The organism is Streptomyces sp. NPDC001970 (genome assembly GCF_053594115.1).
Genome location: NZ_JBSFDW010000030.1, coordinates 61,498 through 86,942 on the forward strand (window position 1 = coordinate 61,498; position 25,445 = coordinate 86,942).

At 69.5% G+C, this 25,445-nt stretch carries 21 protein-coding genes and 2 tRNA genes; 13 read left to right on the top strand and 10 right to left on the bottom strand.

Features of this window, described 5'->3' with window-relative positions; genetic code table 11:
* On the bottom strand, positions 1-250 hold a 250-nt coding region (locus tag ACWCP0_RS30060; RefSeq protein ID WP_451081908.1), incomplete at its 3' end, for a hypothetical protein.
* A gap of 115 nt (positions 251-365) precedes the next feature.
* Positions 366-2,930: an aminopeptidase N gene (pepN, locus tag ACWCP0_RS30065; RefSeq protein ID WP_451081909.1), complete on the bottom strand. Its 2,565-nt coding sequence runs from the start codon at positions 2,928-2,930 to the stop codon at positions 366-368.
* Between the two features lie 130 nt (positions 2,931-3,060).
* Between pepN and ACWCP0_RS30070 the strand changes: the two genes are divergently transcribed.
* Positions 3,061-3,699 carry a mycothiol-dependent nitroreductase Rv2466c family protein gene (locus ACWCP0_RS30070; protein WP_451081910.1) on the top strand — a complete coding sequence of 213 codons (639 nt, stop codon included), beginning with the start codon at positions 3,061-3,063 and terminating at the stop codon, positions 3,697-3,699.
* Between the two features lie 154 nt (positions 3,700-3,853).
* On the opposite strand, the gene ACWCP0_RS30075 is transcribed toward ACWCP0_RS30070, so the two are convergent.
* The 3 genes from ACWCP0_RS30075 to ACWCP0_RS30085 form a co-directional block, all read right to left on the bottom strand.
* Positions 3,854-4,489 (bottom strand): superoxide dismutase, encoded by a 636-nt coding sequence (locus ACWCP0_RS30075; RefSeq protein WP_451081911.1) that lies wholly within the window; start codon positions 4,487-4,489, stop codon positions 3,854-3,856.
* Positions 4,490-4,773: 284 nt separating this feature from the next.
* Complete coding sequence (locus ACWCP0_RS30080; protein WP_451081951.1) at positions 4,774-6,198, bottom strand: amino acid permease; 1,425 nt, start codon at positions 6,196-6,198, stop codon at positions 4,774-4,776.
* A gap of 113 nt (positions 6,199-6,311) precedes the next feature.
* Complete coding sequence (locus ACWCP0_RS30085; RefSeq protein WP_451081952.1) at positions 6,312-7,706, bottom strand: amino acid permease; 1,395 nt, start codon at positions 7,704-7,706, stop codon at positions 6,312-6,314.
* Positions 7,707-7,974: 268 nt separating this feature from the next.
* Between ACWCP0_RS30085 and ACWCP0_RS30090 the strand changes: the two genes are divergently transcribed.
* Complete coding sequence (locus ACWCP0_RS30090) at positions 7,975-8,568, top strand: biotin transporter BioY (protein WP_451081912.1); 594 nt, start codon at positions 7,975-7,977, stop codon at positions 8,566-8,568.
* Positions 8,569-8,643: 75 nt separating this feature from the next.
* Here ACWCP0_RS30090 and ACWCP0_RS30095 read toward each other — a convergent pair whose 3' ends face one another.
* Positions 8,644-10,089 (bottom strand): amino acid permease, encoded by a 1,446-nt coding sequence (locus tag ACWCP0_RS30095; protein ID WP_451081913.1) that lies wholly within the window; start codon positions 10,087-10,089, stop codon positions 8,644-8,646.
* Positions 10,090-10,273: 184 nt separating this feature from the next.
* Between ACWCP0_RS30095 and ACWCP0_RS30100 the strand changes: the two genes are divergently transcribed.
* Positions 10,274-10,768, top strand: a complete 495-nt coding sequence (locus ACWCP0_RS30100; RefSeq protein ID WP_451081914.1) for a ribose-5-phosphate isomerase — start codon at positions 10,274-10,276, stop codon at positions 10,766-10,768.
* Positions 10,768-11,592: an Fpg/Nei family DNA glycosylase gene (locus ACWCP0_RS30105; RefSeq protein WP_451081915.1), complete on the top strand. Its 825-nt coding sequence runs from the start codon at positions 10,768-10,770 to the stop codon at positions 11,590-11,592. The genes ACWCP0_RS30100 and ACWCP0_RS30105 overlap by 1 nt, the downstream gene beginning before the upstream one ends.
* A gap of 16 nt (positions 11,593-11,608) precedes the next feature.
* Here the strand turns inward: ACWCP0_RS30105 and ACWCP0_RS30110 are convergent, their stop codons facing one another.
* The gene (locus ACWCP0_RS30110; RefSeq protein WP_451081916.1) at positions 11,609-12,838 is read right to left on the bottom strand and encodes a GNAT family N-acetyltransferase; all 1,230 of its coding nucleotides are present in this window, start codon (positions 12,836-12,838) and stop codon (positions 11,609-11,611) included.
* 107 nt (positions 12,839-12,945) lie between these two features.
* On the opposite strand from ACWCP0_RS30110, the gene ACWCP0_RS30115 reads away from it, so the two are divergent.
* Together ACWCP0_RS30115 and ACWCP0_RS30120 are read left to right on the top strand one after the other, a co-directional pair.
* Entirely contained in the window at positions 12,946-14,088 is a 1,143-nt protein-coding gene (locus ACWCP0_RS30115) for a PP2C family protein-serine/threonine phosphatase (RefSeq protein ID WP_451081917.1), read from the top strand.
* A gap of 64 nt (positions 14,089-14,152) precedes the next feature.
* On the top strand, positions 14,153-14,602 hold the full coding sequence (locus ACWCP0_RS30120; RefSeq protein ID WP_451081918.1) for an HD domain-containing protein: 450 nt from the start codon (positions 14,153-14,155) through the stop codon (positions 14,600-14,602).
* On the opposite strand, the gene ACWCP0_RS30125 is transcribed toward ACWCP0_RS30120, so the two are convergent.
* Complete coding sequence (locus ACWCP0_RS30125) at positions 14,550-15,752, bottom strand: acyltransferase family protein (protein ID WP_451081919.1); 1,203 nt, start codon at positions 15,750-15,752, stop codon at positions 14,550-14,552. The two genes, ACWCP0_RS30120 and ACWCP0_RS30125, sit on opposite strands and share 53 nt — an antisense overlap.
* A 402-nt stretch (positions 15,753-16,154) precedes the next feature.
* On the opposite strand from ACWCP0_RS30125, the gene ACWCP0_RS30130 reads away from it, so the two are divergent.
* Positions 16,155-16,349 (top strand): hypothetical protein, encoded by a 195-nt coding sequence (locus tag ACWCP0_RS30130; protein WP_385416065.1) that lies wholly within the window; start codon positions 16,155-16,157, stop codon positions 16,347-16,349.
* Between the two features lie 77 nt (positions 16,350-16,426).
* On the opposite strand, the gene ACWCP0_RS30135 is transcribed toward ACWCP0_RS30130, so the two are convergent.
* Positions 16,427-16,500 (bottom strand) — tRNA-Gly (locus ACWCP0_RS30135).
* A gap of 155 nt (positions 16,501-16,655) precedes the next feature.
* Between ACWCP0_RS30135 and ACWCP0_RS30140 the strand changes: the two genes are divergently transcribed.
* The 5 genes from ACWCP0_RS30140 (at position 16,656) to clpX (ending at position 21,543) form a co-directional block, all read left to right on the top strand.
* Positions 16,656-16,732: transfer RNA gene (locus ACWCP0_RS30140), tRNA-Pro, on the top strand.
* Between the two features lie 188 nt (positions 16,733-16,920).
* On the top strand, positions 16,921-18,336 hold the full coding sequence (gene tig / locus ACWCP0_RS30145) for a trigger factor (RefSeq protein ID WP_451081920.1): 1,416 nt from the start codon (positions 16,921-16,923) through the stop codon (positions 18,334-18,336).
* A 364-nt stretch (positions 18,337-18,700) separates the two neighbouring features.
* Positions 18,701-19,306 (top strand): ATP-dependent Clp protease proteolytic subunit, encoded by a 606-nt coding sequence (locus ACWCP0_RS30150; RefSeq protein WP_351227712.1) that lies wholly within the window; start codon positions 18,701-18,703, stop codon positions 19,304-19,306.
* Positions 19,307-19,432: 126 nt separating this feature from the next.
* On the top strand, positions 19,433-20,116 hold the full coding sequence (locus ACWCP0_RS30155; protein ID WP_351227596.1) for an ATP-dependent Clp protease proteolytic subunit: 684 nt from the start codon (positions 19,433-19,435) through the stop codon (positions 20,114-20,116).
* A 143-nt stretch (positions 20,117-20,259) separates the two neighbouring features.
* Positions 20,260-21,543 carry an ATP-dependent Clp protease ATP-binding subunit ClpX gene (gene clpX, locus ACWCP0_RS30160; RefSeq protein WP_318106826.1) on the top strand — a complete coding sequence of 428 codons (1,284 nt, stop codon included), beginning with the start codon at positions 20,260-20,262 and terminating at the stop codon, positions 21,541-21,543.
* A 76-nt stretch (positions 21,544-21,619) separates the two neighbouring features.
* On the opposite strand, the gene ACWCP0_RS30165 is transcribed toward clpX, so the two are convergent.
* Entirely contained in the window at positions 21,620-22,606 is a 987-nt protein-coding gene (locus ACWCP0_RS30165; RefSeq protein ID WP_451081921.1) for a hypothetical protein, read from the bottom strand.
* Positions 22,607-22,743: 137 nt separating this feature from the next.
* On the opposite strand from ACWCP0_RS30165, the gene ACWCP0_RS30170 reads away from it, so the two are divergent.
* A complete protein-coding gene (locus ACWCP0_RS30170) occupies positions 22,744-25,374 on the top strand; it encodes a valine--tRNA ligase (protein ID WP_451081922.1) in 2,631 nt (876 codons plus the stop codon).
* The last annotated feature ends 71 nt before the right edge of the window (positions 25,375-25,445 follow it).

The window sequence follows — 25,445 nt, forward strand, 5'->3', positions numbered from 1 at the left end:
GGACGGAGATGCGGGTCTGCTGCGCGGTCCGGGCGTGTGCCGAGCCTGTCCGGGGTTCGGGGACGGAGATGCGGGTCTGCTGCGCGGTCCGGGCGCGGACCAGGCCTGTCCGGGGTTCGGGGACGGAGATGCGGGTCTGCTGCGCGGTCCGGGCGCGGACCAGGCCTGTCCGGGGTTCGAGGGCGGAGATGCGGGTCTGCTGCGCGGTCCGGGCGTGTGCCGAGCCTGTCCGGGGTTCGAGGACGGACACCCGGGCCCACCGCGCGGTCCGGGCGTGGTCGGGCCCGCGGACCCCGCCGGTCAGGCGCGGGGCAGCCTTGCCGCGGGCGGGACGCCGGGGGAGGGGGCCGGCGCCCCCTCCCCCCTCAGGCAGTCCGCGCCGCGTCCCGCGCCTGCGCGCGCAACGCGCGGGCGAGGTCGTCGCGGGACTCGAGGACGAGGCGCCGGAGGGCCGGCGCGGCGGAGGCGTGCGCGGCCAGCCACGCATCGGCCGCCGCGAGCGTCGCCTCGTTGTCCTGGAGCCCGGGGAACAGCCCCTGCACCACGTCCATCCCGATCTGGATCGACCGTTCGGCCCACACCCGCTCGATCGCCTCGAAGTACTTCTCCGCGTACGGCGCGATGAGCTCCCGCTGCGAGGCCTGCACAAACCCCGAGATCGTCGCCGTCACCAGCGCGTTGGAGAGCGCGTCGGACTCCACGACCTGAGCCCACGCCTGGTCCTTGACCGCCGCGGACGGCCGCGCGGCAAGGCACCGCACCTGGTAGCGCTTGCCGGACGCGGTGTCGTCCCGTGCCAGTTCCGCGCCGATCGCCGCCTCGTCGGCGACCCCGTGCGAGGCGAGCGGCTCCAGGAAGGCCCAGCGCAGCTCCTGGTCGACGTCCAGGCCGTCGATCTTCGCCGTACCGTCCAGCAGCCCCTGCAGCAACTGCAGATCCGCGTCCGTCGTCGCCGCCGACGCGAAGAACCGCGCCCACGTCAGCTGGTGCTGGCTCCCCGGCTCCGCCTGCCGGAGCTCCCGCAGCGCGCACGCGGACAGCAGCCGCGCACCCTCCTCGCGCCACTCGGGCGCCGCGTAGTGGACGAGGGCCGTACGCGCCCACGCGTGCACCATCTGCAGCACACCGATGTCCGACTCGCGGCCGGCGAAGTCGAGGACCAGCGCCACGAAGTCCCGTGCCGGCATCAGCGCGTCCCGCGTCAGGTTCCACAGCGCCGACCAGCACAGCGCCCGCGCGAGCGGATCCGTCACGGCACCCAGGTGCGACCGCAGCGTCTCCAGCGAGCCCTCGTCGAAGCGGATCTTGCAGTAGGTCAGGTCGTCGTCGTTGACCAGGACCAGCGCCGGCCTCTCCGCGCCCGTCAGCTCCCCGACCACCGTCCGTGCCCCGACGACGTCCACCTCGGCGCGCGCGTAGCGCACCAGGTCCGTGCCCTCGTGCCGGTACAGTCCGACCGCCACCAGGTGCGGCCTCAGGTGGTCGCCGTCCTGGACCACGGCCAGCTCGGTGATGCGGTCCCCGGCGTCGTACGTCACGACGGGGGTGAGGGAGTTGACGCCCGCCGTCTCCAGCCAGGACCGCGACCACGCCGCCATGTCCCGCCCGGACGTCTCCTCCAGGACGGACAGCAGGTCGCCGAGCTGCGTGTTCCCGTACGCGTGCCGCTTGAAGTAGCGCCGCGCGCCCTCCAGGAACGCGTCCCGCCCCGCGTACGCGACGAGCTGCTTCAGCACCGACGCGCCCTTGGCGTACGTGATCCCGTCGAAGTTGAGCTTCGCGTCCTCCAGGTCACGGATGTCGGCCGTGATCGGGTGCGTCGACGGCAGCTGGTCCGCGCGGTACGCCCACGCCTTGCGGTTGTTCGCGAAGGTCACCCACCCGTTGCGGAAGCGGGTCGCCTCCACCATCGAGAGGGACCCCATGAAGTCCGCGAAGGACTCCTTCAGCCACAGGTCGTCCCACCACTGCATGGTGACCAGGTCGCCGAACCACATGTGCGCCATCTCGTGCAGGATGACGTTCGCCCGCCGCTCGTACGACGCCTGCGTCACCTTCCCCCGGAAGACGAACTCCTCCCGGAAGGTCACACACCCCGGGTTCTCCATCGCGCCGATGTTGTACTCGGGCACGAAGGCCTGGTCGTACTTCCCGAACGGGTACGGACAGTCGAAGTGGTCGTGGAAGAAGTCCAGACCCTGCTTGGTGACCAGGAAGATGTCGTCCGCGTCGAAGTGCTTGGCCAGCCCCTTGCGGCACATCGCGCCGAGCGGGATCTCCAGCGTCGTGCCGTCGTCGAAGGTGCGCGTGTAGAGATCGGTCTCGTAGTGGTACGGACCGGCGACGACGGCCGTGATGTAGGTGGAGATCGGCTTGGTCTCCGCGAAGCGCCAGGTCCCGCCGTCCCGCGACTCCTCGGCCCCGTTGCTCCAGACCGTCCAGCCCTCGGGCGCGGCCACCTCGAATCGGAAGGGGGCCTTGAGGTCGGGCTGCTCGAAGTTCGCGAAGACACGGCGGGCGTCGGCCGGCTCGTACTGCGTGTAGACGTAGACCTCGCCGTCCTCCGGGTCGACGAACCGGTGCAGGCCCTCGCCGGTCCGGCTGTACGCGCACTGCGCGTCGACGACCAGGACGTTCTCGGCGCGGAGCGTGGGGAGCGCGATCCGGGAGCCGTCGAAGACGGCGGCCGGGTCCAGCTCCTCCCCGTTGAGGGTGACGGCGGTCACGGACGGGGCGACCAGATCGGCGAAGGTGCCGGCGCCCGGTTCGGCCGCACGGAAGCGGATCGTCGTCACGGAGCGGAACGTCCGCGGCTCCGGACCGCCCTCCGCGATCGCGGACCGCAGATCGAGGAAGACCTCGTACCCGTCGACGGCCAGCAGTGCGGCCCGCTCGCGGGCCTCGTCGCGGGACAGATTCTCTCCGGGCACGTCCACTCCTTCGTGTCTCGTTTGAACAGCACCGATCCTCGCATGTGCGCCTGACCGCCGATATCGGGGAATGCCCACGGCAACCGGCGGTGTTGCACCGGCGAGCTGTGCATCCCACACGAGGAGAGACATGTCCGAGAGCAGGACCCCTGCCGACTTCTGGTTCGACCCCCTGTGCCCCTGGGCCTGGATGACCTCCCGCTGGATGCTCGAGGTGGAGAAGGTCCGGCCGGTGGACGTCCGCTGGCACGTCATGAGCCTGGCCGTGCTCAACGAGGACAGGCTGGACGAGCTGCCCGAGCAGTACCGCGAGCTGCTCAGGACGGGCTGGGGCCCGGTCCGTGTCGTCATCGCCGCCCAGCAGAAGCACGGTGACGACGTCGTCGGCCCGCTCTACACCGAGCTCGGCACCCGCATCCACAACGACGGCCGCGGAGCGACCCCCGAGGTGATCCTGGAGGCCCTGGCCGCGGTGGGCCTCCCCGCCGAGCTCGCGGAGTACGCCGAGTCGGACGCGTACGACGTCGAGCTGCGCGCCTCCCACAAGGAGGGCATCTCCAAGGTCGGCCAGGACGTCGGCACGCCGGTCATCGCGGTGCCGGGCGCGGACGGCGAGCAGATCGCCTTCTTCGGCCCGGTCGTCACCCCGGCGCCCAAGGGCGAGGAGGCGGCAAAGCTGTGGGACGGCACGCTGCTGGTGGCGTCGGTCCCGGGCTTCTACGAGATCAAGCGGACGCGCACGAACGGTCCCGACTTCTCCAACCTCTGATCGTCCCGCCCGTGCCCCGCACGGAAGGGCCCCCGCGAGTCACTCCCCCAGAGCTGCACCTGGGAGGTGCCCCACTCGCGGGGGCCCTTCTTCATTCCGCCTGCAGGTGAAGGTTGAGAAGACGATCACGAGCAGGACGACTGTGCTCGCCCCGTCACGGGGTGATGAGCGGGGTGCGCTCCTTGGCCTCGGCGTAACGCTTCGCCACGTCCTGCCAGTTGACGACCTGCCACATGGCGTCGATGAAGTCCACCTTCTGGTTCTTGTACTGAAGGTAGAACGCGTGCTCCCAGGCGTCGAAGACCAGGATCGGCACCGACCCCTGGCCGACATTGCCCTGATGGTCGTACACCTGCTCGACGATGAGCCGCCCGCTGACCGGCTCGTACGCGAGGACACCCCAGCCCGAGCCCTGCGTGGTCGCGGCGGCCTTGGAGAGCTGCGTCCTGAACTTCTGGAAGGAGCCGAACGACTCGGCGATCGCGTCCGCGAGCTCGCCCACACCGTCCGCGGCCAGCGGCTCACCGCCACCGTCGCCGGTCATGTTGTGCCAGTAGATGCTGTGCAGGATGTGCCCGGACAGATGGAACGCGAGATTCTTCTCCAGCCCGTTGATCGCTCCCCACTGCTCCTTGTCGCGGGCTTCCTCCAGCTGCTCCAGCGTGTCGTTGGCGCCCTTGACGTACGCGGCGTGGTGCTTGTCGTGGTGCAGCTCGATGATCTCCGGATTGATCACCGGCTCCAGCGCCGCGTAGTCGTACGGAAGTTCAGGAAGCGTGTACATGGCCATGTCCGAGCCCTCCGAGCTGCTTCTTGCAAGTCATTCGCAACTGCAGGTTAGCAGCAGGAAGGCCGGGAAGTTGATCAGCCCTTCGTCCTGGGACAAGGCGTCGCGGGCGATCGCGGCGAGACCGGGGAAGTCGGTGACCATGGCGTCGACGCCGAGGGCGTACCGGGTGGCGGCGCTCGGCGCGACGGCCCGGCCACGCGGGCAGGGCCGTAGCCGGACACGCGAAGGACCCCCGGGCCGTCCTCGGCCCGGGGGTCCCGTGTGCGCAGCGGCTGCCGGCGCCGTCAGTCCGTCGAGGTCTGCTTCGTCGGCTCCGCCGACGCGCGGCGCTGCTGCAGGAAGAGGCCGCAGGCGGCCAGCGCCAGCGTCATCAGGCCGGTCGCGAGGAGCTGGTCGCGGGTGTCGGGCTGGCGGAGCATCAGCACGAAGATCCCGAGCATGCCCGCGATCGCGACCCAGGTGAGCACCGGGAACAGCCACATCCGCACCACGAGCTTCTCCGGAGCCTCGCGCTCCACCCGTCGCCGCAGCACCAGCTGGGAGACGGCGATGAAGAGCCAGACGACGAGGATCACCGCGCCGATCATGTTCAGCAGCCAGGGGAAGACGTCGTCAGGACGCCAGTGGCTGAGCAGCACGCACAGGAAGCCGAAGACGGAGGAGACCAGTACGGCGATCCGCGGCACACCCCCGGAGATCCGGCCGATCGCCTTCGGGCCCTGGCCCCGGGCGACCAGCGAGTACGCCATGCGCGAGGCGCCGTAGATGTTGGCGTTCATCGCGGAGAGCAGGGCGACCAGCACCACGATCTGCATCACGGTGCCGGCGCCCGGGATGTCGAGGTGGTTCAGGGCGGTGACGTACGGGCCCTTGTCGGGGTTGGCGACGTCCGGGTCGTCCCACGGCACCAGCGTGACGATGACCGCCATCGAGCCGATGTAGAACACCGCGATGCGCCACATCGCCGTACGCACGGCCTTGGCGACGCCCTGGACGGGGTGCTCGGACTCGGCGGCCGCGATGGTGACCGTCTCCAGGCCGCCGTACGCGAAGACGGACGCCAGCAGACCGATGACGAGGCCCTCCGAGCCGTTCGGCAGGAAGCCGCCGTCGCCGGTGAGGTTGGCGGTGCCGGGGGCCTCCGTGCCGGGCAGGAAGCCGAGGATCGCGAGGCCGCCGAGGATCAGGAACAGCGTGATCGCGCCGACCTTGAGGGCGGCGAACCAGAACTCGAACTCGCCGAAGTTCTTCACGGCCGCGAGGTTCGTCCCGCAGAACACCAGCATGAACAGAGCGACCCAGGCCCACTCGGGCGTGCCGGGCAGCCAGCCACTGACGATCTTCGCCGCGCCGATGCCCTCCAGGCCGACGGCGACGGACAGCAGCACCCAGAAGGACCAGCCGGCCGTGAAGCCCGCCCAGGGTCCGATCGCCCGCTCGGCGTGGACCGAGAACGAGCCGGAGGCCGGATTCGCGGCCGACATCTCACCGAGCATGCGCATCACCAGCATGACGAGCAGGCCGGATATCGCATAGGCGACGACGATCGACGGTCCGGCGGCGGCGATACCGGCTCCGGAGCCGACGAAGAGACCGGCTCCGATCACCCCGCCGAGGGCGATCATCGAGAGATGGCGCTGCTTGAGGCCGTGCGCGAGCGCGGAGTCGACCTTGTGGTCGACGGGCGCGGGCGCCGAGGTCCGAGACATGGGCATGCCCTGTTCGTGGGGGACGAGGGGATTGGCCCACAGTCTGAGGCCCGTCCCGCTCACAGGGCTCGGATGACCGCTATACGGACAAGATGCTCACACAATGTGAAGGGTCAGAAACGGTCGGCCCGAGCCTCGCGCCACTCCCGTACGCCCGCCACGACCAGCACCGCAGCCGTCGCCGCCGCCGACCAGAGCACCTGCGGCCGCGCACCGTCGTCGAACAGCATCAGCACCACCACGGCCGCCATCCCCGCCAGCGCCACCCAGGTCAGCCACGGGAAGCCCCACATCTTCAGGACCAGCTTCTCCGGTGCCTCCCGCTCGATGCGCCGCCGCAGCCGCAGCTGCGACACCGCGATCAGGGCCCACACGAACAGCAGCACCGCGCCGACGGCGTTGAGCATGTAGAGGAAGACGGAGTCCGGCCACTTCAGGTTGAGCAGGACGGAGACGAAGCCGAAGGCCACCGAGGCGAACACGGCCCGCCGGGGCACCCCGCCCCCGGAGACCTTCAGCAGGCCGGCGGGCGCCTCGCCGCGCTCGGCGAGCGAGAAGACCATCCGCGAGGAGCCGTACAGATTGGCGTTGAGGGCGGACAGCAGCGCCACGAACACCACGATGTTCATGATCTGCCCGGCCGCCGGCACGCCGATCGCGTCGAGTACGGCGACGTACGGGCTCTGTCCCGGCTTCATCGCGGTCCACGGCAGCACGGTCACGATGACCAGCATCGAGCCGACGTAGAAGAGGAGGATGCGCCACACCGCGCTGCGCACAGCGCGCCCGACCGCGCGGGCCGGGTCCTCGGACTCGGCGGCCGCGATCGTGACGACCTCCAGACCGCCGAAGGCGAAGACGACCGCGAGGACTCCGGAGACGACGCCCTCCCAGCCGTTCGGCAGGAAACCGCCCTGCCCGGTCAGATTGCCGAGCCCGACCGGCTTCGTGTCGGGCAGGACACCGAAGATCGCCAGCGTGCCCAGCAGCAGGAACAGCACGATCGCGCCGACCTTCAGCGCGGCGAACCAGAACTCGAACTCGCCGAAGTTCCTGACGGCCGCGAGATTGGCGGCGGTGAAGACCACCATGAAGATCAGCACCCAGGCCCACTGCGGCACGCCCGGCACCCAGCCGTTGGCGATGGTCGCCGCCCCGGTCGCCTCCACTGCGAGCACGACCACCAGCAGGAACCAGTACAACCAGCCCACGCTGAAACCGGCCCAGCGGCCGAGCGCCCGCTCCGCGTGCACCGAGAACGCACCGGAGGCGGGCATCGCCGACGACATCTCGCCGAGCATCCGCATCACGAGCATCGCCAGCGTGCCGGCGAGCAGATACGACACGACGATCCCGGGCCCGGCGACCGCGATCCCGGCTCCGGAGCCGACGAAGAGACCGGCTCCGATCACCCCGCCGAGGCCGAGCATCGTGAGATGACGCTGCTTCAGCCCGTGCGAGAGAGGCTCGGCCTCGGTGGCCAACGGGTTGGGCGGTGCGTCGTGCATGGTGCTCGTCACTCTCGGGAATTTGGCAAGAATCCACAGTCTCCCCGAGTCCTGCACCGATCACCAAAACGGGCTCCTTGGCCCGCCACCTCAGTGACGAGTGTCACGCACCCCGTGCGGTTGCCCTGTGCTCTTTGTGAGGAACCCACCAACGCGTCGACCGGCCCTTTGTCATCGGCTGACGGTGATCGGTCGTTCACTCCTGGGTTAACGTCGCCATGTCCACACCGATGTGAGTACCCACTCTCCACACCCTCGCGGAGTCCCGATGAGCACTGCTGCCGCCCCTGTCCGATCCGGACTGGTTCTCGCCGACCTGCTGCCCACCAGCCGTACGAAGTCCGCGGTGGACGCGGCCCTGGTCGTCGGCGGCGCCGCGCTCACCGGCATCGCGGCCCAGATCGCTGTCCCGGTCCCCGGCTCCCCGGTGCCGGTCACGGGCCAGACCTTCGCCGCGCTCCTCGTCGGCACGGCGCTCGGCGCCCGCCGTGGCTTCCTCGCTCTCGCGCTGTACGCACTCGCCGGTGTGGCGGGCATGCCGTGGTTCGCCGAGGCGTCCTCCGGGTACGCGATGCCGTCGTTCGGCTACATCCTCGGCATGCTGCTCGCCGCGACCGTGGTCGGAGCCCTCGCCCGCCGTGGCGCGGACCGCTCCGTCCTGCGCACCGCCGGCAGCATGGCGCTCGGCTCCGCGATCATCTACGCGGTCGGCGTGCCGTACCTGGCCCTCGCCACCGGCATGACGCTTTCCCAGGCCGTGGCCGCGGGCCTCACCCCGTTCCTCATCGGTGACGCGCTCAAGGCCGCGCTGGCGATGGGCGTGCTGCCGGCCGCCTGGAAGCTGCTCGGCCGCCGCGGCTGACACGTATGCGAAAGCCCCGGTCCGCTCGACGGCGGACCGGGGCTTTCGCATACGTGCGCGGCTGACCGGGGCGGACTAGGCGTCGACCTCGGCCTTGCGCCTGCTCCTGTCCTTGGACTGGAGCACGAAACCGATGATCAGCACGACGGCCGCGACCGCCAGCGACAGCAGCACGACCTCGCGGTTGGCGTCGTCGAAGAGCATGTAGCCCAGCACGAGGACGATCATCGCGGCGGTCGCCCAGGTCAGGTACGGGAAGAGCCACATCTTCACCGTCACCTTCTCCGGGGCCTCACGCATCAGGATCCCGCGCATCCGCAGCTGGGTGAAGCAGATCACCAGCCAGACGAAGAGCGCGACGGCACCCGACGAGTTCAGCAGGAACAGGAAGACCGTGTCCTTGAACGCGTAGTTGAAGTAGACGGCGAGGAAGCCGAAGACCACGGAGCCCAGGATCGCCCACATCGGCACGCCGTTGGCGTTGACCTTGGCGAAGGCCTTGGGGGCGTCACCGCGCTCGCCCAGCGAGAACGCCATGCGGGAGGCGGTGTACAGGCCGGAGTTCAGGCAGGACAGCACGGCAGTCAGGACGATGACGTTCATGATCTGGCCGGCGGCCGGGATGCCGATGGAGTCCAGGGCCGCGACGTACGAGCCCTTCTCGACGATCGACTTGTCGTTCCACGGCAGCAGCGTCAGGACCACGAAGATCGAGCCCAGGTAGAAGACGCCGATCCGCCAGATCACGCTGTTGGTGGCCTTGGTGACCGCGCGGCGCGGGTCCTCGGACTCACCTGCGGCCAGCGTGACGATCTCGCTGCCCATGAAGGAGAAGACGACCATCAGCACACCGGTGAGGATGGCGCCCGCGCCGTTGGGCAGGAAGCCGCCGGCGTCGGTCAGGTGCGCGAAGCCCGCGCCCGGGTTGTCGGAGCCCGGCAGGATGCCGAAGACGGCCAGCAGGCCGATGACCACGAACGCGCCGATGGCGACGACCTTGATGCCGGCGAACCAGAACTCGAACTCGCCGTACGACGACACCGAGGCGAGGTTGGTCGCGGTCAGCACGACCATGACGATCAGCGCCCAGGCCCACTGCGGCAGGGCCGGGATCCAGCCCTCGAGGATCACGGCACCCGCGGTCGCCTCGACCGCCAGCACCACGACCCAGAAGAACCAGTACAGCCAGCCGATGGAGAAGCCCGCCCAGCGGCCGAGCGCGCGGTCGGCGTACGCGGAGAAGGAGCCGGAGTTCGGGCTCGCGGCCGCCATCTCACCCAGCATCCGCATGACGAAGACCACCATCGCGCCGACGAGGAGGTACGACACGAGGATGGCCGGACCGGCCGCGGCGATACCGCCGGAGGAGCCGACGAACAGGCCGGCGCCGATGACGCCGCCGATGGCGATCATGGAAAGATGGCGGTTCTTCAGTCCGGCCTTGAGACCGTCCGAAGGCTGGGGAATGCCGGGTTCTCCGGTGCTTCCGCCTGCCTTCGTAAGGGTCGACTGCGAGGTCATGGACGATTCCTTACGTGTGCGGTTCGCTCGGGTTACGAGCCCGTGCATTCAAACCGGTGACTCGCCGGTACGGAAGGCCTGATCCCGATTCGTGATATTGCGCACCCTTCGTCCGGTCGTGCGACCGAAACCCGTACCGACCCCGCTGACCGCTACCCGGCCTCCCGCGTGCCACACTCGGATCATGCGCGTGTACCTCGGCTCCGACCATGCCGGCTTCGAACTCAAGAACCACCTCGTCGAGTGGCTCACGGCCCACGGCCACGAGCCCGTCGACTGCGGCCCCCACATCTACGACGCCCAGGACGACTACCCGCCGTTCTGCCTGCGTGCCGCCGAGCGGACCGCCGCGGACCCGGACAGCCTCGGCGTCGTCATCGGCGGCTCCGGCAATGGCGAGCAGATCGCCGCGAACAAGGTCGAGGGCGTGCGCGCGGCACTGGCCTGGAGCGTGCAGACGGCCACGCTGGGCCGTGAGCACAACAACGCCAATGTCGTGGCCGTCGGCGCCCGCATGCACACCACCGACGAGGCGACGACCTTCGTCGAGGTCTTCCTGAAGACGCCCTACTCGGGTGAGGAGCGTCACACCCGCCGCATCGAGATGCTCTCGGCGTACGAGACCACCGGCGAGCTCCCCCCGATCCCGGCCCACCACCCGCAGGAGCCCACCGCCTGATGCCCGAGGGGCACACGATCCACCGACTGGCCGCCGACTACCGGGAACGGTTCGGCGGCCGGTCCGTGAGGGTGACGAGCCCGCAGGGGAAGTTCGCCGACTCCGCGGCGCTGCTCGACGGCACGGTGCTGGAGCGCACCGAGGCTCACGGCAAGCACCTCTTCCTCGGCTTCGGCGGCGAGGAATGGGTCCACATCCACCTCGGCCTGTTCGGCAAGGTGAACTTCGGCGACGCCCCGGCGCCCCCGCCCACCGACACCGTGCGGCTGCGGCTCGCCGACGCGCGGGCGTACGTCGACCTGCGCGGCCCCACCACGTGTGCCCTGATCACGGACCCCGAGAAGCGCGCGATACACGAGCGCCTCGGCCCCGATCCACTCCGCCCGGACGACGGCTTCGAGCGCGCCTGGGCCCGGATCTCCCGCTCCCGTACGACCGTCGCGGCCCTGCTCATGGACCAGAAGGTCGTCGCGGGCGTCGGCAACGTCTACCGCGCGGAAGTCCTCTTCCGCCATGGCATCGATCCGTACCGCCTGGGGAAGGACCTCACCGAGCGCGAGTGGCACGCCGTCTGGGCGGACCTGGTCGCGCTCATGCGTGAAGGCGTGCGGAACAACCGCATCGACACCGTCCGACCCGAGCACACCCCCGAGGCCATGGGCCGCCCGCCGCGCGTCGACGACCACGGCGGCGAGGTCTACGTCTACCGCCGGGCCGGCCGGCCCTGCCACATCTGTGGCGGCGAGATCCGCACCGCCGATCTCGCCGCCCGCAACCTCTTCTGGTGTCCGACCTGTCAGAGGCCGGGCCCGTCCGGGACGTGAGGACGCCTCACGCACGCTAGAACCCGTGCGGCAGCCACGGCGCGAGGTCCGAGCCGAAGGCGAGCGACGCCTCGGCCAGCGCCCCGCCGCGCAGTTCGCGCACCCGCCCCGCGCCCGCCAGCGATGAGAGCGTCACCCCGCCCAGGTACGCCGAGCCCAATTCCCTTGCGGACAGCGCCAGATCGGCCTCGTCCGCGGTGCGTTCGCAGGACGCGCCCTTCATGTCACCGGTGAGCCGCCAGCGACCCTCGTTCCAGGGGCAGAAGGCGTCCTCGACCTCGAACACCACGTCCACCGGCGCCTGGTAGGTCCGTGCCGCCAGCGCCGCGCCCAGATCCACCAGCCGTACGTGCATCGAGTCGCGCACGAGAACACCGCACCGGCGGATGTCGGTCACCAGCTGCAGCAGCGGGTCGTCCACGGGCCGCATCCGCGCACGGACCGTCGAGGTCAGGTCGATGTCGAAGAGGAACCGCCACAGCGCCGCGTACGCCGCCGGGTCCAGCGCGTCGATGTGCCGGAGCATGATCGAGCCTTTCGCTCCCGACGCCTGCCACTCCGGCTTGTTGTGGAAGCGGACATATCCCACCACTTCGTCGTCCCGCTCGGCGAGCACGCACTGCATGGGAGACGCGCCCTCCCGCTCGCCCGGGGGGTCGAGCAGCGGCAGCCGCTCCCAGCCGGGCGTCCGGGCGATCATGCCGGGCCGCGAGCCGATCGTGCGCGTATACACGGCCTCGCACGCCTCGGCCGCCTCCGCGACCGGAACGAAGCGCAGCCGTACGTCGTCCGTCCCGGGCGGCGCGACGATCCGCACCCGGGACGTGTCGATCTCCAGATTCAGCTGATGCGTCCCGACGCCGTACCCGAACCGTCCGTAGATCTCCGGCTCGGACGCCGTCAGCACGGCGAGCGGTTCTCCCCACATGTGTACGTCGTCCAGCTGACGCCGCATCATCGAGGTCAGCACTCCGCGCCGCCGGTGCGTCGCCGCGACGCTCACCATCGTCACGCCGGCGGCGGGGACGAACGCGCCGCCGGGCACCGACACCTGGTAACTGAACGCCCCGGCCGTACCGACGCACTCGTCGCCGTCCCACGCGGCGATCGAACGGTCGAACTCGGTCAGCGTGCGAAACAACTCGCGCTCCTCCGGGGCCTCGGGCACTCCGCCGAAGGCGCGCTCCAGCTTTCCGTACCACTCGTCCCACTGTGCCCGCTGGAGCACCCGCAGTTCAGTCGTCATGTGCCATCCCTACCAGGGGTGTCCGACCCGTCGCGACCCGATTTCGAACGCAATGTCACAGGGGTCGCCCTGCACGCCACCCGAGCGGGTGGATAGGGTCCACGACGATGGCACGTGGCGCAGCAGACTCACTCACGGCCCGGCTGCGGAAGTCCGCACACCGGGCCCGCACCGCGCTGCGCAAGTCCGGCGTCGACTACTTCCGCGGTGACGGCTCGGACTGGATCGCCCTGGCCGGACTGCTGCTGACCGTCCCGGCGATCGCGTGCGGCACCATAGCCCTGCCCGTCTGGTTCTCGCCGGCGGCGCTCGTCCTCCCGATCGTGGCGGGCGGTCTGCTGCTGCGGCCCGCCAGTCTCCTCGGGCTGTACGCGGCGGCGGCCGCAGCGCTCATCGTCGAGTCGCTCACGCTGGGCCCGTACATGGAGGGCCCGGCGCGGGTCACCCCCGGAACGGTGCTGGTCGTGGCGGCCTGCGGCTCCTTCGGACTGCTCATCGCGCAGTTCCGGGCCCGGGTCGGCGTGCCCTGGCGGCGCGGCGGCACGATGCTCTTCGACCTGCGCGAACGCCTCCGGGTGCAGAGCGCGCTGCCCCGGCTGCCCAGGGGCTGGCACCGCGAGATGGCGCTGCGCCCGGCCGGCGGACAGTCCTTCTCCGGCGATTTCGTGGTCGCGGCCCGGACCAACGGCGGTCGCACACTCGAAGCCGTCCTGACCGACGTCTCCGGCAAGGGCATGGACGCGGGGTCGCGCGCCCTGCTCCTGTCGGGCGCGTTCGGCGGACTCCTCGGCTCGCTGCCGCCGCACGGCTTCCTGCCCGCCGCCAACGGCTATCTGCTGCGCCAGGACTGGGACGAGGGCTTCGCGACCTCCATCCATCTCGTCCTCGACCTGGACTCCGGCGACTATGAACTCCTCTCCGCCGGCCATCTCCCCGCCCTCCAGCTCCACGCGGGCTCGGGCCGATGGGAGGAGAAGTCCGCGGAGGGGCCACTGCTCGGCGTGTACGCCGGCGCCCAGTTCGACCCGGTCAAGGGGACGCTGCGGCCGGGCGACGTGCTGATGCTCTTCACGGACGGCCTGGTGGAGGCGTCCGACCGCGAGATCGCCGAGGGCATGGACCGCCTCACCGGCGAGGCCGACCGCTATGTCGCGACCGGCTTCGAGGGCGCGGCCTGGCACCTCATCGAGGCCGTGGCCAAGGACGTCAACGACGACCGCGCCCTGCTTCTGCTCCGCCGCGAGCCGTGACATGAGCCCGTCCGGGTTCTGAGGACGGACACCCGGGTCGATCCGCGCCCCGTACAGTCCCCCCATGCCCTTCCTCACCCTGACCGAAGTCGAGGCCATCGCCCGCGAGGCCCACGCGGCGCAGACGGACAAGGCGGGACGCCCGTACACCGAGCATCTGCAGGCCGTCGCCGACGGCGTCCGCGCCCGTGGCGGCAGCGACGAGCAGATCGCCGCCGCATGGCTGCACGACGCCATCGAGGACGACGCCCTCTCCCGCGACTGGCTGGAGGCCGCCGAACTCCCGCAGTCCGTCAAGGAGATGGTCCTCGCGCTGACCAAGCGCAGGGGCGAGGACCTCGCCGACTACACCCGCCGCATCCTCGCCACCCCCGGAGCACTCCTCGTCAAGGAGTCCGACCTCGCCCACAACGCAAACCCGGACCGCCTCGCCGTTCTCGACGAGGCGACCCGGGCCCGGCTCACCGCGAAGTACGCGACGGTGCGCCGACTGCTGGGTCCGACAGCCGAGTGACGTCCCGCCGGAACGCCCAGGACAGCTCCGGCTCCGTCGCGAAGCGCAGCGCCCGCCGCACCGGAGGCGTGCAGAGCAGCGTCACCGCCGCGGCCATGGTCAGCGTCACCACGAGCTCCCCGCCCGGTGTGGCGAGCCACGGATGCTCCGCCGCCAGGCCCATGTAGTCGAAGGTCTTCACCAGGAAGCCGTGCAGCAGATAGCCGCAGATGGTGCCCGCACCCAGCACGGTGAACCAGGTCCGCCCGCGTGGCACCCAGGCCAGGAAGGCCGCCGTGAGCAGGAGCGCGCAGGCGAACAGCCCGAACGTCATGAGCGGCCCCGCCCACCAGGGCGCGCCCAGGTCCCCGGCCCCGGCCGAGCGGTAGAACCAGCCCATCCTCAGGTCCGGCGCGATCCAGTAGGTGAACACCGCCGCGCCCGCGACGACCGGCAGTGCCAGCAGCCGCACCTCACGCCGCCGCACCAGCTGGAAGTGGACCGGCTTGAGCGAGAGCCCGAGCACGAAGAACGGCAGGAACTGCATCACGCGCTGCAGCTCGAGGTCCCCGCCGATGCCCGTCGTGAGCGAGCCGAGCGCGGCGATGACCAGCGCGACCGGCAGTGGCCATCGGATCGCGCGCCACAGGGGAGTGGACAGCCGCCAGACGAACAACGCCAGCAGGAACCAGGTGAGATAGAAGGGGTCGGTCAGGCTGAACGGGTGTCCGGGGTCGCCGTCGCCCCACCGCTTGTGGAGCGTGTACGCCACCTCGAAGACGACGTACGGCACGACCACCCCGCTCACCAGCCGCTTCAGCTGGCCGGGCCGGGCGTCGAAGTTCCGCGAGAAGTAGCCGGAGATGATGATGAACGCCGGCATGTGGAAGGTGTAGACGAGCATGTACAGCGCTCGGGTGGCGCGGCTGCCCTCCATCACCGGTTCCCACGCGTGCGCCACCGCCACCAGCACGATGGCCAGGTACTTGGCGTTGTCGAAGTAGGGGTCGCGTCTCCCGGCCGATGCCGCCGCGGGCGGCACGTGCGGGCGTGCCGCCGGTGCCGGTGACGCCGGTTCCTTCGCCTTCGCCGTCGTCTCGGGGACGGGCTCCGGCTCCCGGGAGGCCTCGGGGAGTCGGTCCCTCTGCAATCCATTCGGAGCGTGGAACATTCGAGGCACCCTAGCCCTGCGGAATGGATTACGTAAAACCCGCTGGAGGGCGCGTCCATTCGCCACTGAAACTACCGTCAAACGCGCAATATGCCCTAGTTAATACCGCTTAAACGGTGCAAATCGACACGCCGAATGCGAGGGTGAATTTCCTCACCGCTATTGCCTGAATTTCCTGTGGCCGGGCTGTGTGTATTTCGCGCCCGGCGGGTAGGTGCCGTGTGTCGGTGCGCCATTGCCGGGCCTGCCGGCCCGGCCCGGTGTGACGTGATCCATTCGCCGACGATGTGTCAGCCGGCAGCCAGCATGCGGGGGTTGGTGGCACGATGGACATGACGGGGGTGTGCTGGGCCGCATGCTCCCGGGCGGGCAAGGGTGGACCGACCGAGGGTGTGATCAGTTGTGGCCATTTCGCTGTCTGTGGTGCTGCTGTTGGCGATCATCCTCGTGGTGATGATCCGCGGCGGGTCGATCAAGGCCGGACCCGCGATAGTCGCGGCGCTTTTCGGCTTCTTCCTCGCGTCGACCGGCATGGCGCCGTCGATCAACAACTTCCTGAACTCGCTGGCCGACTCGATCAACGCGATCCAGTTCTGACGCCGGCGCGCACCGCAGTACGACAACGGTTCAGGGCCGGGCCGGAGGACGAACCTCCGGCCCGGCCCTGAGCCGTATGGAGCGGGCGACGGGAATCGAACCCGCGTAGCTAGTTTGGAAGACTAGGGCTCTACCATTGAGCTACGCCCGCGAGGATCGCGCCGCAGGTCATGAAGGCCACGGCACGAAGAGCATCGTAGCGGGTCCCTGCCGTTCGCCGCACACCCATTCCGTACCGGGCGCGTACATGCGAAACAAAGGGGCAGGAGCACTGGCTGCGGGCATGTACCCTACGTGTCGCACCGACGGGGTGTGGCGCAGCTTGGTAGCGCGTCCGCTTTGGGAGCGGAAGGCCGTGGGTTCAAATCCCGCCACCCCGACCACCAGTCCTGATCACAGCTCAAGATCGCGTTGTGGGGCTCATCCCGCTTGCGGTTACTATGCAAGCTGTGTGCCCGTGTGTCTGACGAGTGTCTGAAGAGCCGGGCCCGATCCGCTGAGCCGCCGCCGGACATCACTCCGCGGTGACCACAGCAGAACCCCTGAATTCAGCCACCAAGGAGACCGAACCGTGAAGAGCGCCGTGGAGACCCTGAACCCGACCCGGGTTCGGCTCACTGTCGAGGTGCCCTTCGAGGAGCTCAAGGACAGCCTCGACGCGGCGTACAAGAAGATCAACCAGCAGGTCACGGTCAAGGGCTTCCGTAAGGGCAAGATCCCGGCCCGGGTCATCGACCAGCGGTTCGGCCGCGGTGCGGTGCTGGAGGAGGCCGTCAACGACGCCCTCCCGAAGTTCTACACGCAGGCGGTCAACGAGGCCGAGGTCAACGTCCTCGGCCAGCCCGAGGTGGACATCACGGAGCTGAAGGACGGCGAGACGCTGGCCTTCACCGCCGAGGTGGACATCCGCCCCACGATCGAGATCCCGGACTACTCCGGCATCTCCGTCGAGGTCGACGCCATCGAGGTCAGCGACGAGGACGTGGAGAAGTCCGTCGAGCAGCTGCGCTCGCGCTTCGCGTCCACCTCCCCGGTCGAGCGCGCCGCCGCCGAGGGCGACGTCGTGACGATCGACCTGGAGGCCAAGGTCGACGGCGAGGTCCTCGCGGACGGCGTCGCGGACGGCGTGCAGTACACGATCGGCTCCGGTGAGCTCCTCGACGGCATCGACGAGGCCGTGACCGGCCTGGAGGCCGGCGGCGAGGGCACCTTCACCTCGCAGCTCAAGGGCGGCTCCGCCGAGGGCAAGGACGCCGAGGTCACCGTCAAGGTCACCCAGGTCGCGGCCCGTGAGCTCCCCGAGCTCGACGACGAGTTCGCGCAGATGGCGAGCGAGTTCGACACCCTCGAGGAGCTGACGGCCGACAGCCGCAAGCGCCTCGAGAGCATGAAGGAGTACGACCAGGCCACCCAGGCCCAGGAGCGCGTCCTGGACAAGCTCCTGGAGCTGGTCGAGGTCCCGATGCCCGAGAAGCTCCTCGAGGAGGAGATCAACACCCGCAAGCACAACCTGGAGCACCACCAGCTCGGTCAGATGGGTCTGACCCTCGACAAGTACCTGGAGATCCAGGGCAAGACCGCCGAGGAGTTCGAAACCGAGACCAAGGAGCAGGCGGTCAAGGGCATCAAGACCCAGTTCGTCCTCGACGAGCTGGTCTCCAAGGAGAAGCTGAACGTCAGCCAGGAGGAGCTCACCGAGCACCTCATGCGCCGCGCAGCCTCCTCCGGCATGTCCCCCGACCAGTTCGCCCAGGCGGTCGTCGAGGGCGGCCAGGTGCCGATGCTCGTCGGCGAGGTCGCCCGCGGCAAGGCGCTCGCCGTGGTCGTCGAGGCCGCGACGGTCACCGACACCAACGGCGAGGTCGTCGACCTGAGCGACGACGAGGACGAGGTCGAGGAGGCCGCCGGAGTCGCCGCCGCGGCCACCGGTGGGGCCGACGCCGACGCCGCCGCCGCGAAGGACGCCGAGGACGAGACCGAGGCCTGAGCCTCGCGCTGATCCCGTACGACGGGCCCGGACGCGCCCTGTGCGCGTCCGGGCCCGTCGCCGTACCGGAGCCGCGCGCACCGGCCTCCCGGCCGAATCGCCGCGGGTCGCGTCGGAGCCTGCTCAGGTGGGCGTACGCGGGGCGCTGACGTGGGCGTGCGCGACGCCGGCACGCCCCCGCACCTTGCGCTCCCAGCGAACAGTTCGGGAAGCGGGATGGCGCCCGCCCACCAGCGCGTTAGGGTCCATGAATACGAGGGCAGGGGACTACCCGCCCAGGGGATCTTCCAGCCCCCGGTAGTACGAAGACGCTGAGACGGCCGCAGCCGTCAGAGACGAGCAGGTGGATTACGTGACGAATCTGATGCCTAACGCCGCCGGTGAGCCGTCCATCGGTGGAGGCCTCGGCGACCAGGTCTACAGCCGGCTGCTCGGCGAGCGCATCATCTTCCTGGGTCAGCAGGTCGACGACGACATCGCCAACAGGATCACGGCGCAGCTCCTTCTTCTGGCCGCAGACCCCGAGAAGGACATCTACCTCTACATCAACAGCCCCGGTGGCTCGGTGACGGCCGGCATGGCGATCTACGACACCATGCAGTACATCCCGAACGACGTCGTCACCATCGGCATGGGCATGGCCGCTTCCATGGGCCAGTTCCTGCTCACCGGCGGCACCGCGGGCAAGCGCTTCGCGCTCCCGCACACCGACATCCTGATGCACCAGGGCTCCGCCGGTATCGGCGGCACCGCATCGGACATCAAGATCCAGGCCGAGTACCTGCTGCGCACCAAGAAGCGCATGGCGGAGATCACCGCCCACCACTCCGGCCAGACCGTCGAGACGATCATCCGCGACGGCGACCGCGACCGCTGGTTCACCGCCGGGGAAGCCAAGGACTACGGGCTCATCGACGAGATCATCTCCCTCGCTTCGGGCGTTCCGGGCGGTGGTGGCACCGGGGCCTGATCCCCGGCACCGGGGCCGCCGGGGCCTGATCCCCGGGACCGGGGCCGCCGGGGCCTGATCCCCGGCACCGGGCCCCGGACTCCGCGCCCACCCACCCAGACCCTCAGCCCGCCGAACGCCACCAGGATGGTGAACACCGACATGCACATGCAGAACAATCTCTCCGCGAGCGGCCTCTACACGGGCCCGCAGGTGGACAACCGCTACGTCGTTCCCCGCTTCGTCGAGCGCACCTCGCAGGGTGTGCGCGAGTACGACCCGTACGCGAAGCTCTTCGAGGAGCGCGTGATCTTCCTCGGCGTCCAGATCGACGACGCCTCCGCCAACGACGTCATGGCGCAGCTGCTGTGCCTGGAGTCGATGGACCCGGACCGCGACATCTCGATCTACATCAACAGCCCCGGTGGCTCCTTCACCGCGCTGACCGCCATCTACGACACGATGCAGTTCGTGAAGCCGGACATCCAGACGGTCTGCATGGGCCAGGCGGCCTCCGCCGCCGCCGTCCTGCTCGCCGCAGGCACCCCCGGCAAGCGGATGGCCCTGCCGCACGCCCGTGTCCTGATCCACCAGCCCTCGACCCAGACGGGCCGGGAGCAGCTCTCCGACCTGGAGATCGCGGCCAACGAGATCCTGCGCATGCGTGAGCAGCTCGAGGAGATGCTCGCCAAGCACTCGTCGACGCCGATCGAGAAGGTCCGCGACGACATCGAGCGCGACAAGATCCTGACCGCCGAAGAGGCCCTCTCGTACGGCCTGGTCGACCAGATCGTCTCGACCCGCAAGAGCACGGCCGCAGCGGCCGCCTGACGCCCGACCTTCTCTTGGCGCGGTACACGTCAATGTGAACCGCGCCAAGGGGGGCCCGAACGAGGGGCCCGGCAAGGTACCGTCGGATATGAGGCACCAGGAGCCGCTGAACCAAGCGCTCCCAGGCGAAGGGGAAGCACCTCGTGGCACGCATTGGTGATGGCGGCGATCTGCTCAAGTGCTCGTTCTGCGGAAAGAGCCAGAAGCAGGTGAAGAAGCTCATCGCAGGCCCCGGGGTGTACATCTGCGACGAGTGCATCGACCTCTGCAACGAGATCATCGAGGAGGAGCTCGCCGAGACCTCCGAGGTGCGGTGGGAGGAACTCCCCAAGCCGCGCGAGATCTACGAGTTCCTCGAGGGGTACGTCGTCGGGCAGGAGCCCGCGAAGAAGGCACTCTCGGTCGCGGTGTACAACCACTACAAGCGCGTCCAGGCCGGCGAGAACGGCGGCGCGCAGGGGCGGGACGACGCGATCGAGCTCGCCAAGTCCAACATCCTGCTGCTCGGCCCCACCGGCTCCGGCAAGACGCTGCTGGCCCAGACGCTGGCCCGCATGCTCAACGTCCCGTTCGCCATCGCCGACGCGACGGCGCTGACGGAGGCGGGCTATGTCGGCGAGGACGTCGAGAACATCCTGCTCAAGCTGATCCAGGCCGCCGACTACGACGTCAAGAAGGCCGAGACCGGGATCATCTACATCGACGAGATCGACAAGGTCGCCCGCAAGAGCGAGAACCCGTCGATCACACGGGATGTGAGCGGTGAAGGGGTCCAGCAGGCGCTGCTGAAGATCCTGGAGGGCACGACCGCCTCCGTGCCCCCGCAGGGTGGCCGGAAGCACCCCCACCAGGAGTTCATCCAGATCGACACGACCAACGTGCTCTTCATCGTGGGCGGCGCCTTCGCCGGCCTGGAGAAGATCATCGAGTCGCGAGCGGGAGCGAAGGGCATCGGCTTCGGCGCCACGATCCGCTCCAAGCGGGAGATCGAGGCGAGCGACCAGTTCCAGGAGGTCATGCCCGAGGACCTGGTGAAGTTCGGCATGATCCCCGAGTTCATCGGCCGGCTCCCGGTGATCACCTCGGTCCACAACCTGGACCGCGAGGCGCTGCTGAAGATCCTGGTCGAGCCGCGCAACGCCCTGGTCAAGCAGTACCAGCGGCTGTTCGAACTCGACGGCGTCGAGCTGGACTTCGACCGCCCGGCGCTCGAGGCCATCGCCGACCAGGCGATCCTCCGCGGCACGGGCGCGCGCGGCCTGCGCGCCATCATGGAGGAAGTCCTGATGTCCGTGATGTACGAGGTGCCGTCGCGCAAGGACGTGGCGCGTGTCGTCATCACGGCGGACGTGGTCCACAACAACGTGAACCCGACGCTGGTGCCGAGGATCGTGAAGAACGACGGGCGGCACGAGAAGAGCGCGTAGCGCTCGACACACGTACGAAGACCGAGGCGCCCGGCCGGTTCGTCGAACCGGCCGGGCGCCCCTGCGTTCTGAGGCGTCACGCCTTGACGCGGATCTCCTTGCGGAGGTCGACGGTGAGCTTGATCGCCGTCTCCTTGTCCATGCCCTTGGTGGCGTCGCCGGGGGAGACCATCGCGATCGTGCTGTAGTCCGCCCAGGCGCAGAACCAGTCGGTCTTCTGCTGCTTGGTCACCGGGTTCTTTCCCTCGGCGGCCTGGCACTTCATGATGCCGTTGTCGAAGCCGTCCGGGCTGACCTCCTCGGGCGACCCGACCAGCTTGCCGGTCTGGGTACTGCTGTTGGCGGTCGAGTCCTTGTTGATCTGCGCGAAGAAGGTGTCCAGGGCCTTCTTCGGGTCATCGATCTTGCCGTAGGCGCCGAAGTAGGTGATTCCCTTGGCGGTGGCCAGGTCAGGAATGGAACTGGGGTCGGACGGGTCGTAGTTGCTGATGTCCGCAGTCGTGTACTGGCCCACGACGGACGTGCCGTTCTTGATCCCGCTCTTCTCCATCTCCCCGACGACGGAGGAGTCCTTGGAGCCGGCCTCGCCGTCCTTGGACACCCGGTTGTAGTCGGAGAGGACCTTCACGGGCGTGGTCAGCTTGTGCGGGCCGTCGTCGGACAGACCACCGCCGACAATGCTGCTGCCGCCGCCGAACACGAAGTACGCGCCGACGCCGATCGCCGCGACCACCGCGACCGCGCCGATGATCAGGCCCGTCTTCTTGCCGCCGCCCTGGGCCGGCGGCGGGGGCGGGTAGGCGCCGGGGCCCGCGCCGTACGGGGGCTGCTGGGGAGGCTGGCCGTAGGGGGCGGGCTGCGGGGGCTGGCCCCAGCCCTGCTGCTGCGGCGGGACGCCCTGGGGGGCCTGCTGGGGGTACCCGTAGCCGGGCTGAGGAGCCTGCTGCGGGTAGCCGTAACCGGGCTGCGGGGCCTGCGGCGGCTGGCCGTAAGGACCCGGCTGGCCGTACGGACCGGGCTGCTGGGGCTGACCGTCGTACGGGCCCGGCTGGTTGTAGCTCATTACTGGGTTCCCCTCCACATGCTTATGCGTTCCGAACATCCTGTCGGAATGGGCACCGTCCAGGGGTGCGGGGGCGCACACCGTTACGGAACATTCCCGTTTCAGAACCGGACCGTGACACCTCTAAACTGTGGCCCGTGACCGAGAACACTCAGCAGCAGCCAGCCAGCAACCCCGAACTGCCGACCCAGTACGCGCCGGCCGAGGTAGAGGGGAAGCTGTACGAGCGCTGGGTAGAACGCGGTTACTTCGAGGCCGACGCGAACAGCGAGAAGCCTCCGTACACGGTCGTCATCCCGCCGCCGAACGTCACGGGCAGCCTCCACCTGGGCCACGCCTTCGAGCACACGTTGATCGACGCCCTCACCCGCCGCAAGCGGATGCAGGGCTACGAGACGCTGTGGCAGCCCGGCATGGACCACGCCGGTATCGCCACGCAGAACGTCGTCGAGCGTGAGCTCGCCAAGGAGGGCAAGTCCCGTCACGACCTCGGCCGTGAGGCGTTCGTCGAGCGCGTCTGGCAGTGGAAGGCGGAGTCCGGCGGCCAGATCTCCGGGCAGATGAAGCGTCTGGGCGACGGTGTCGCCTGGTCGCGCGAGCGCTTCACGATGGACGAAGGCCTCTCCAAGGCCGTCCAGACCATCTTCAAGAGGCTCTACGACGACGAGCTGATCTACCGCGCCGAGCGCATCATCAACTGGTGCCCGCGCTGCCTCACCGCGATCTCGGACATCGAGGTCGAGTACCAGGACGACGACGGTGAGCTCGTCTCCATCCGGTACGGCGGAGGCGATGGGGAAGCAGACTCCATCGTCGTCGCGACGACCCGCGCCGAGACGATGCTCGGCGACACGGCCGTCGCCGTCCACCCCGACGACGAGCGCTACCAGCACCTCATCGGCCGCGAGATCGAGCTGCCGCTCACCGGCCGCCGTATCCCCGTCGTCGCCGACGAGCACGTCGACCCCGAGTTCGGCACGGGCGCCGTCAAGGTCACGCCCGCGCATGACCCGAACGACTTCGAGATCGGCCAGCGGCACAACCTGCCGAGCCTCGCCGTCATGGACGAGCACGCGATCATCACCGTCCACGGCCCCTTCCAGGGCCTGGACCGGCTGGAGGCCCGCAGCGCCATCGTCGGCGCCCTGCGCGCCGACGGCCGGATCGTCGCCGAGAAGCGTCCCTACGTCCACTCCGTCGGCCACTGCTCGCGCTGCAAGACCACGATCGAGCCGCGGCTGTCGATGCAGTGGTGGGTCAAGGTCGGTCCGCTGGCGAAGGCCGCGGGCGACGCGGTCCGCGACGGCAAGGTCGCGATCCACCCGCAGGAGATGGAGAAGCGGTACTTCGACTGGGTCGACAACCTCCACGACTGGTGCATCTCGCGCCAGCTGTGGTGGGGTCACCGCATCCCCGTCTGGTACGGCCCGAACGGCGAGATCGTCTGCGTCGGACCGGACGAGGAGCCGCCGAGCGGTGAGGGCTGGACCCAGGAGACCGATGTCCTCGACACCTGGTTCTCGTCCGGCCTGTGGCCGTTCTCCACGCTCGGCTGGCCGGAGCAGACCGAGAGCCTCGCGAAGTTCTACCCGAACTCCGTCCTGGTCACCGGCTACGACATCCTCTTCTTCTGGGTCGCCCGGATGATGATGTTCGGCCTGTACGCGATGGACGGCACCCCGCCGTTCCACACCATCGCCCTGCACGGCATGGTCCGCGACCAGTTCGGCAAGAAGATGTCGAAGTCCTTCGGCAACGCGGTCAATCCGCTGGACTGGATGGACAAGTACGGCTCCGACGCGCTGCGCTTCACGCTGGCACGCGGCGCCAACCCGGGCGTCGACGTCCCGATCGGCGAGGACTGGGTCCAGGGCTCGCGCAACTTCGCCAACAAGATCTGGAACGCGACGCGCTTCGCGCTGATGAACGGCGCGACGGTCGAGGGCCCGATGCCCGACCCGTCCGCCATGTCGGCGACCGACCGCTGGATCCTCTCGCGCCTGAACTCGGTCGTCGCCGAGGTCGACGCGTACTACGAGGACTACCAGTTCGCGAAGCTGTCCGACACGCTCTTCCACTTCGCGTGGGACGAGGTCTTCGACTGGTACGTCGAGCTGTCCAAGACCACGTTCATGGGCGGCGGCGAGGCCGCGAAGGTCTCCGCCCGTGTCCTGGGCGAGGTCCTCGACGTCACGCTGCGGCTGCTGCACCCCGTGGTCCCCTTCGTCACGGAGACGCTGTGGACCACGCTCACGGGCGGCGAGTCCGTCGTCATCGCCGAATGGCCCAAGGACAGCGGCTTCCGCGACGAGGCCGCCGAGCGGGAGATCGAGCTGGTCCAGCGGGTCGTCACCGAGGTCCGCCGGTTCCGCTCCGACCAGGGTCTGCAGCCCGGCCAGAAGGTCCCGGCCAGGCTGACGCTGGACGGCACCGCGCTCGCGCCGCACGAGGGCGCGATCCGGCAGCTGCTCCGCCTCCAGCCGGAGGGCGAGTCCTTCCATGCGACGGCGACGCTGCCGGTCGCGGGCGCGGAGGTCGCGCTGGACCTGTCCGGGGCGATCGACATCGCCGCGGAGCGCAAGCGGCTCGCGAAGGACCTCGCGGCGGCCGAGAAGGAGAGGGCCCAGGCCACGGCGAAGCTCGGCAACGAGGCGTTCCTGGCCAAGGCCCCGGACAGTGTCGTCGACAAGATCCGCGGCCGGCTCGCGAAGGCCGACGACGACATCGCGCGCATCACCGCTCAACTGGCCGCCCTGCCGCAGGTCTGACAGGCGGGGTCCGGCCTCCGCCTGCCGGGCCCTCGCCTGCCCGGGCGGGCTCCTCCGGAGCCTGTCCGGGC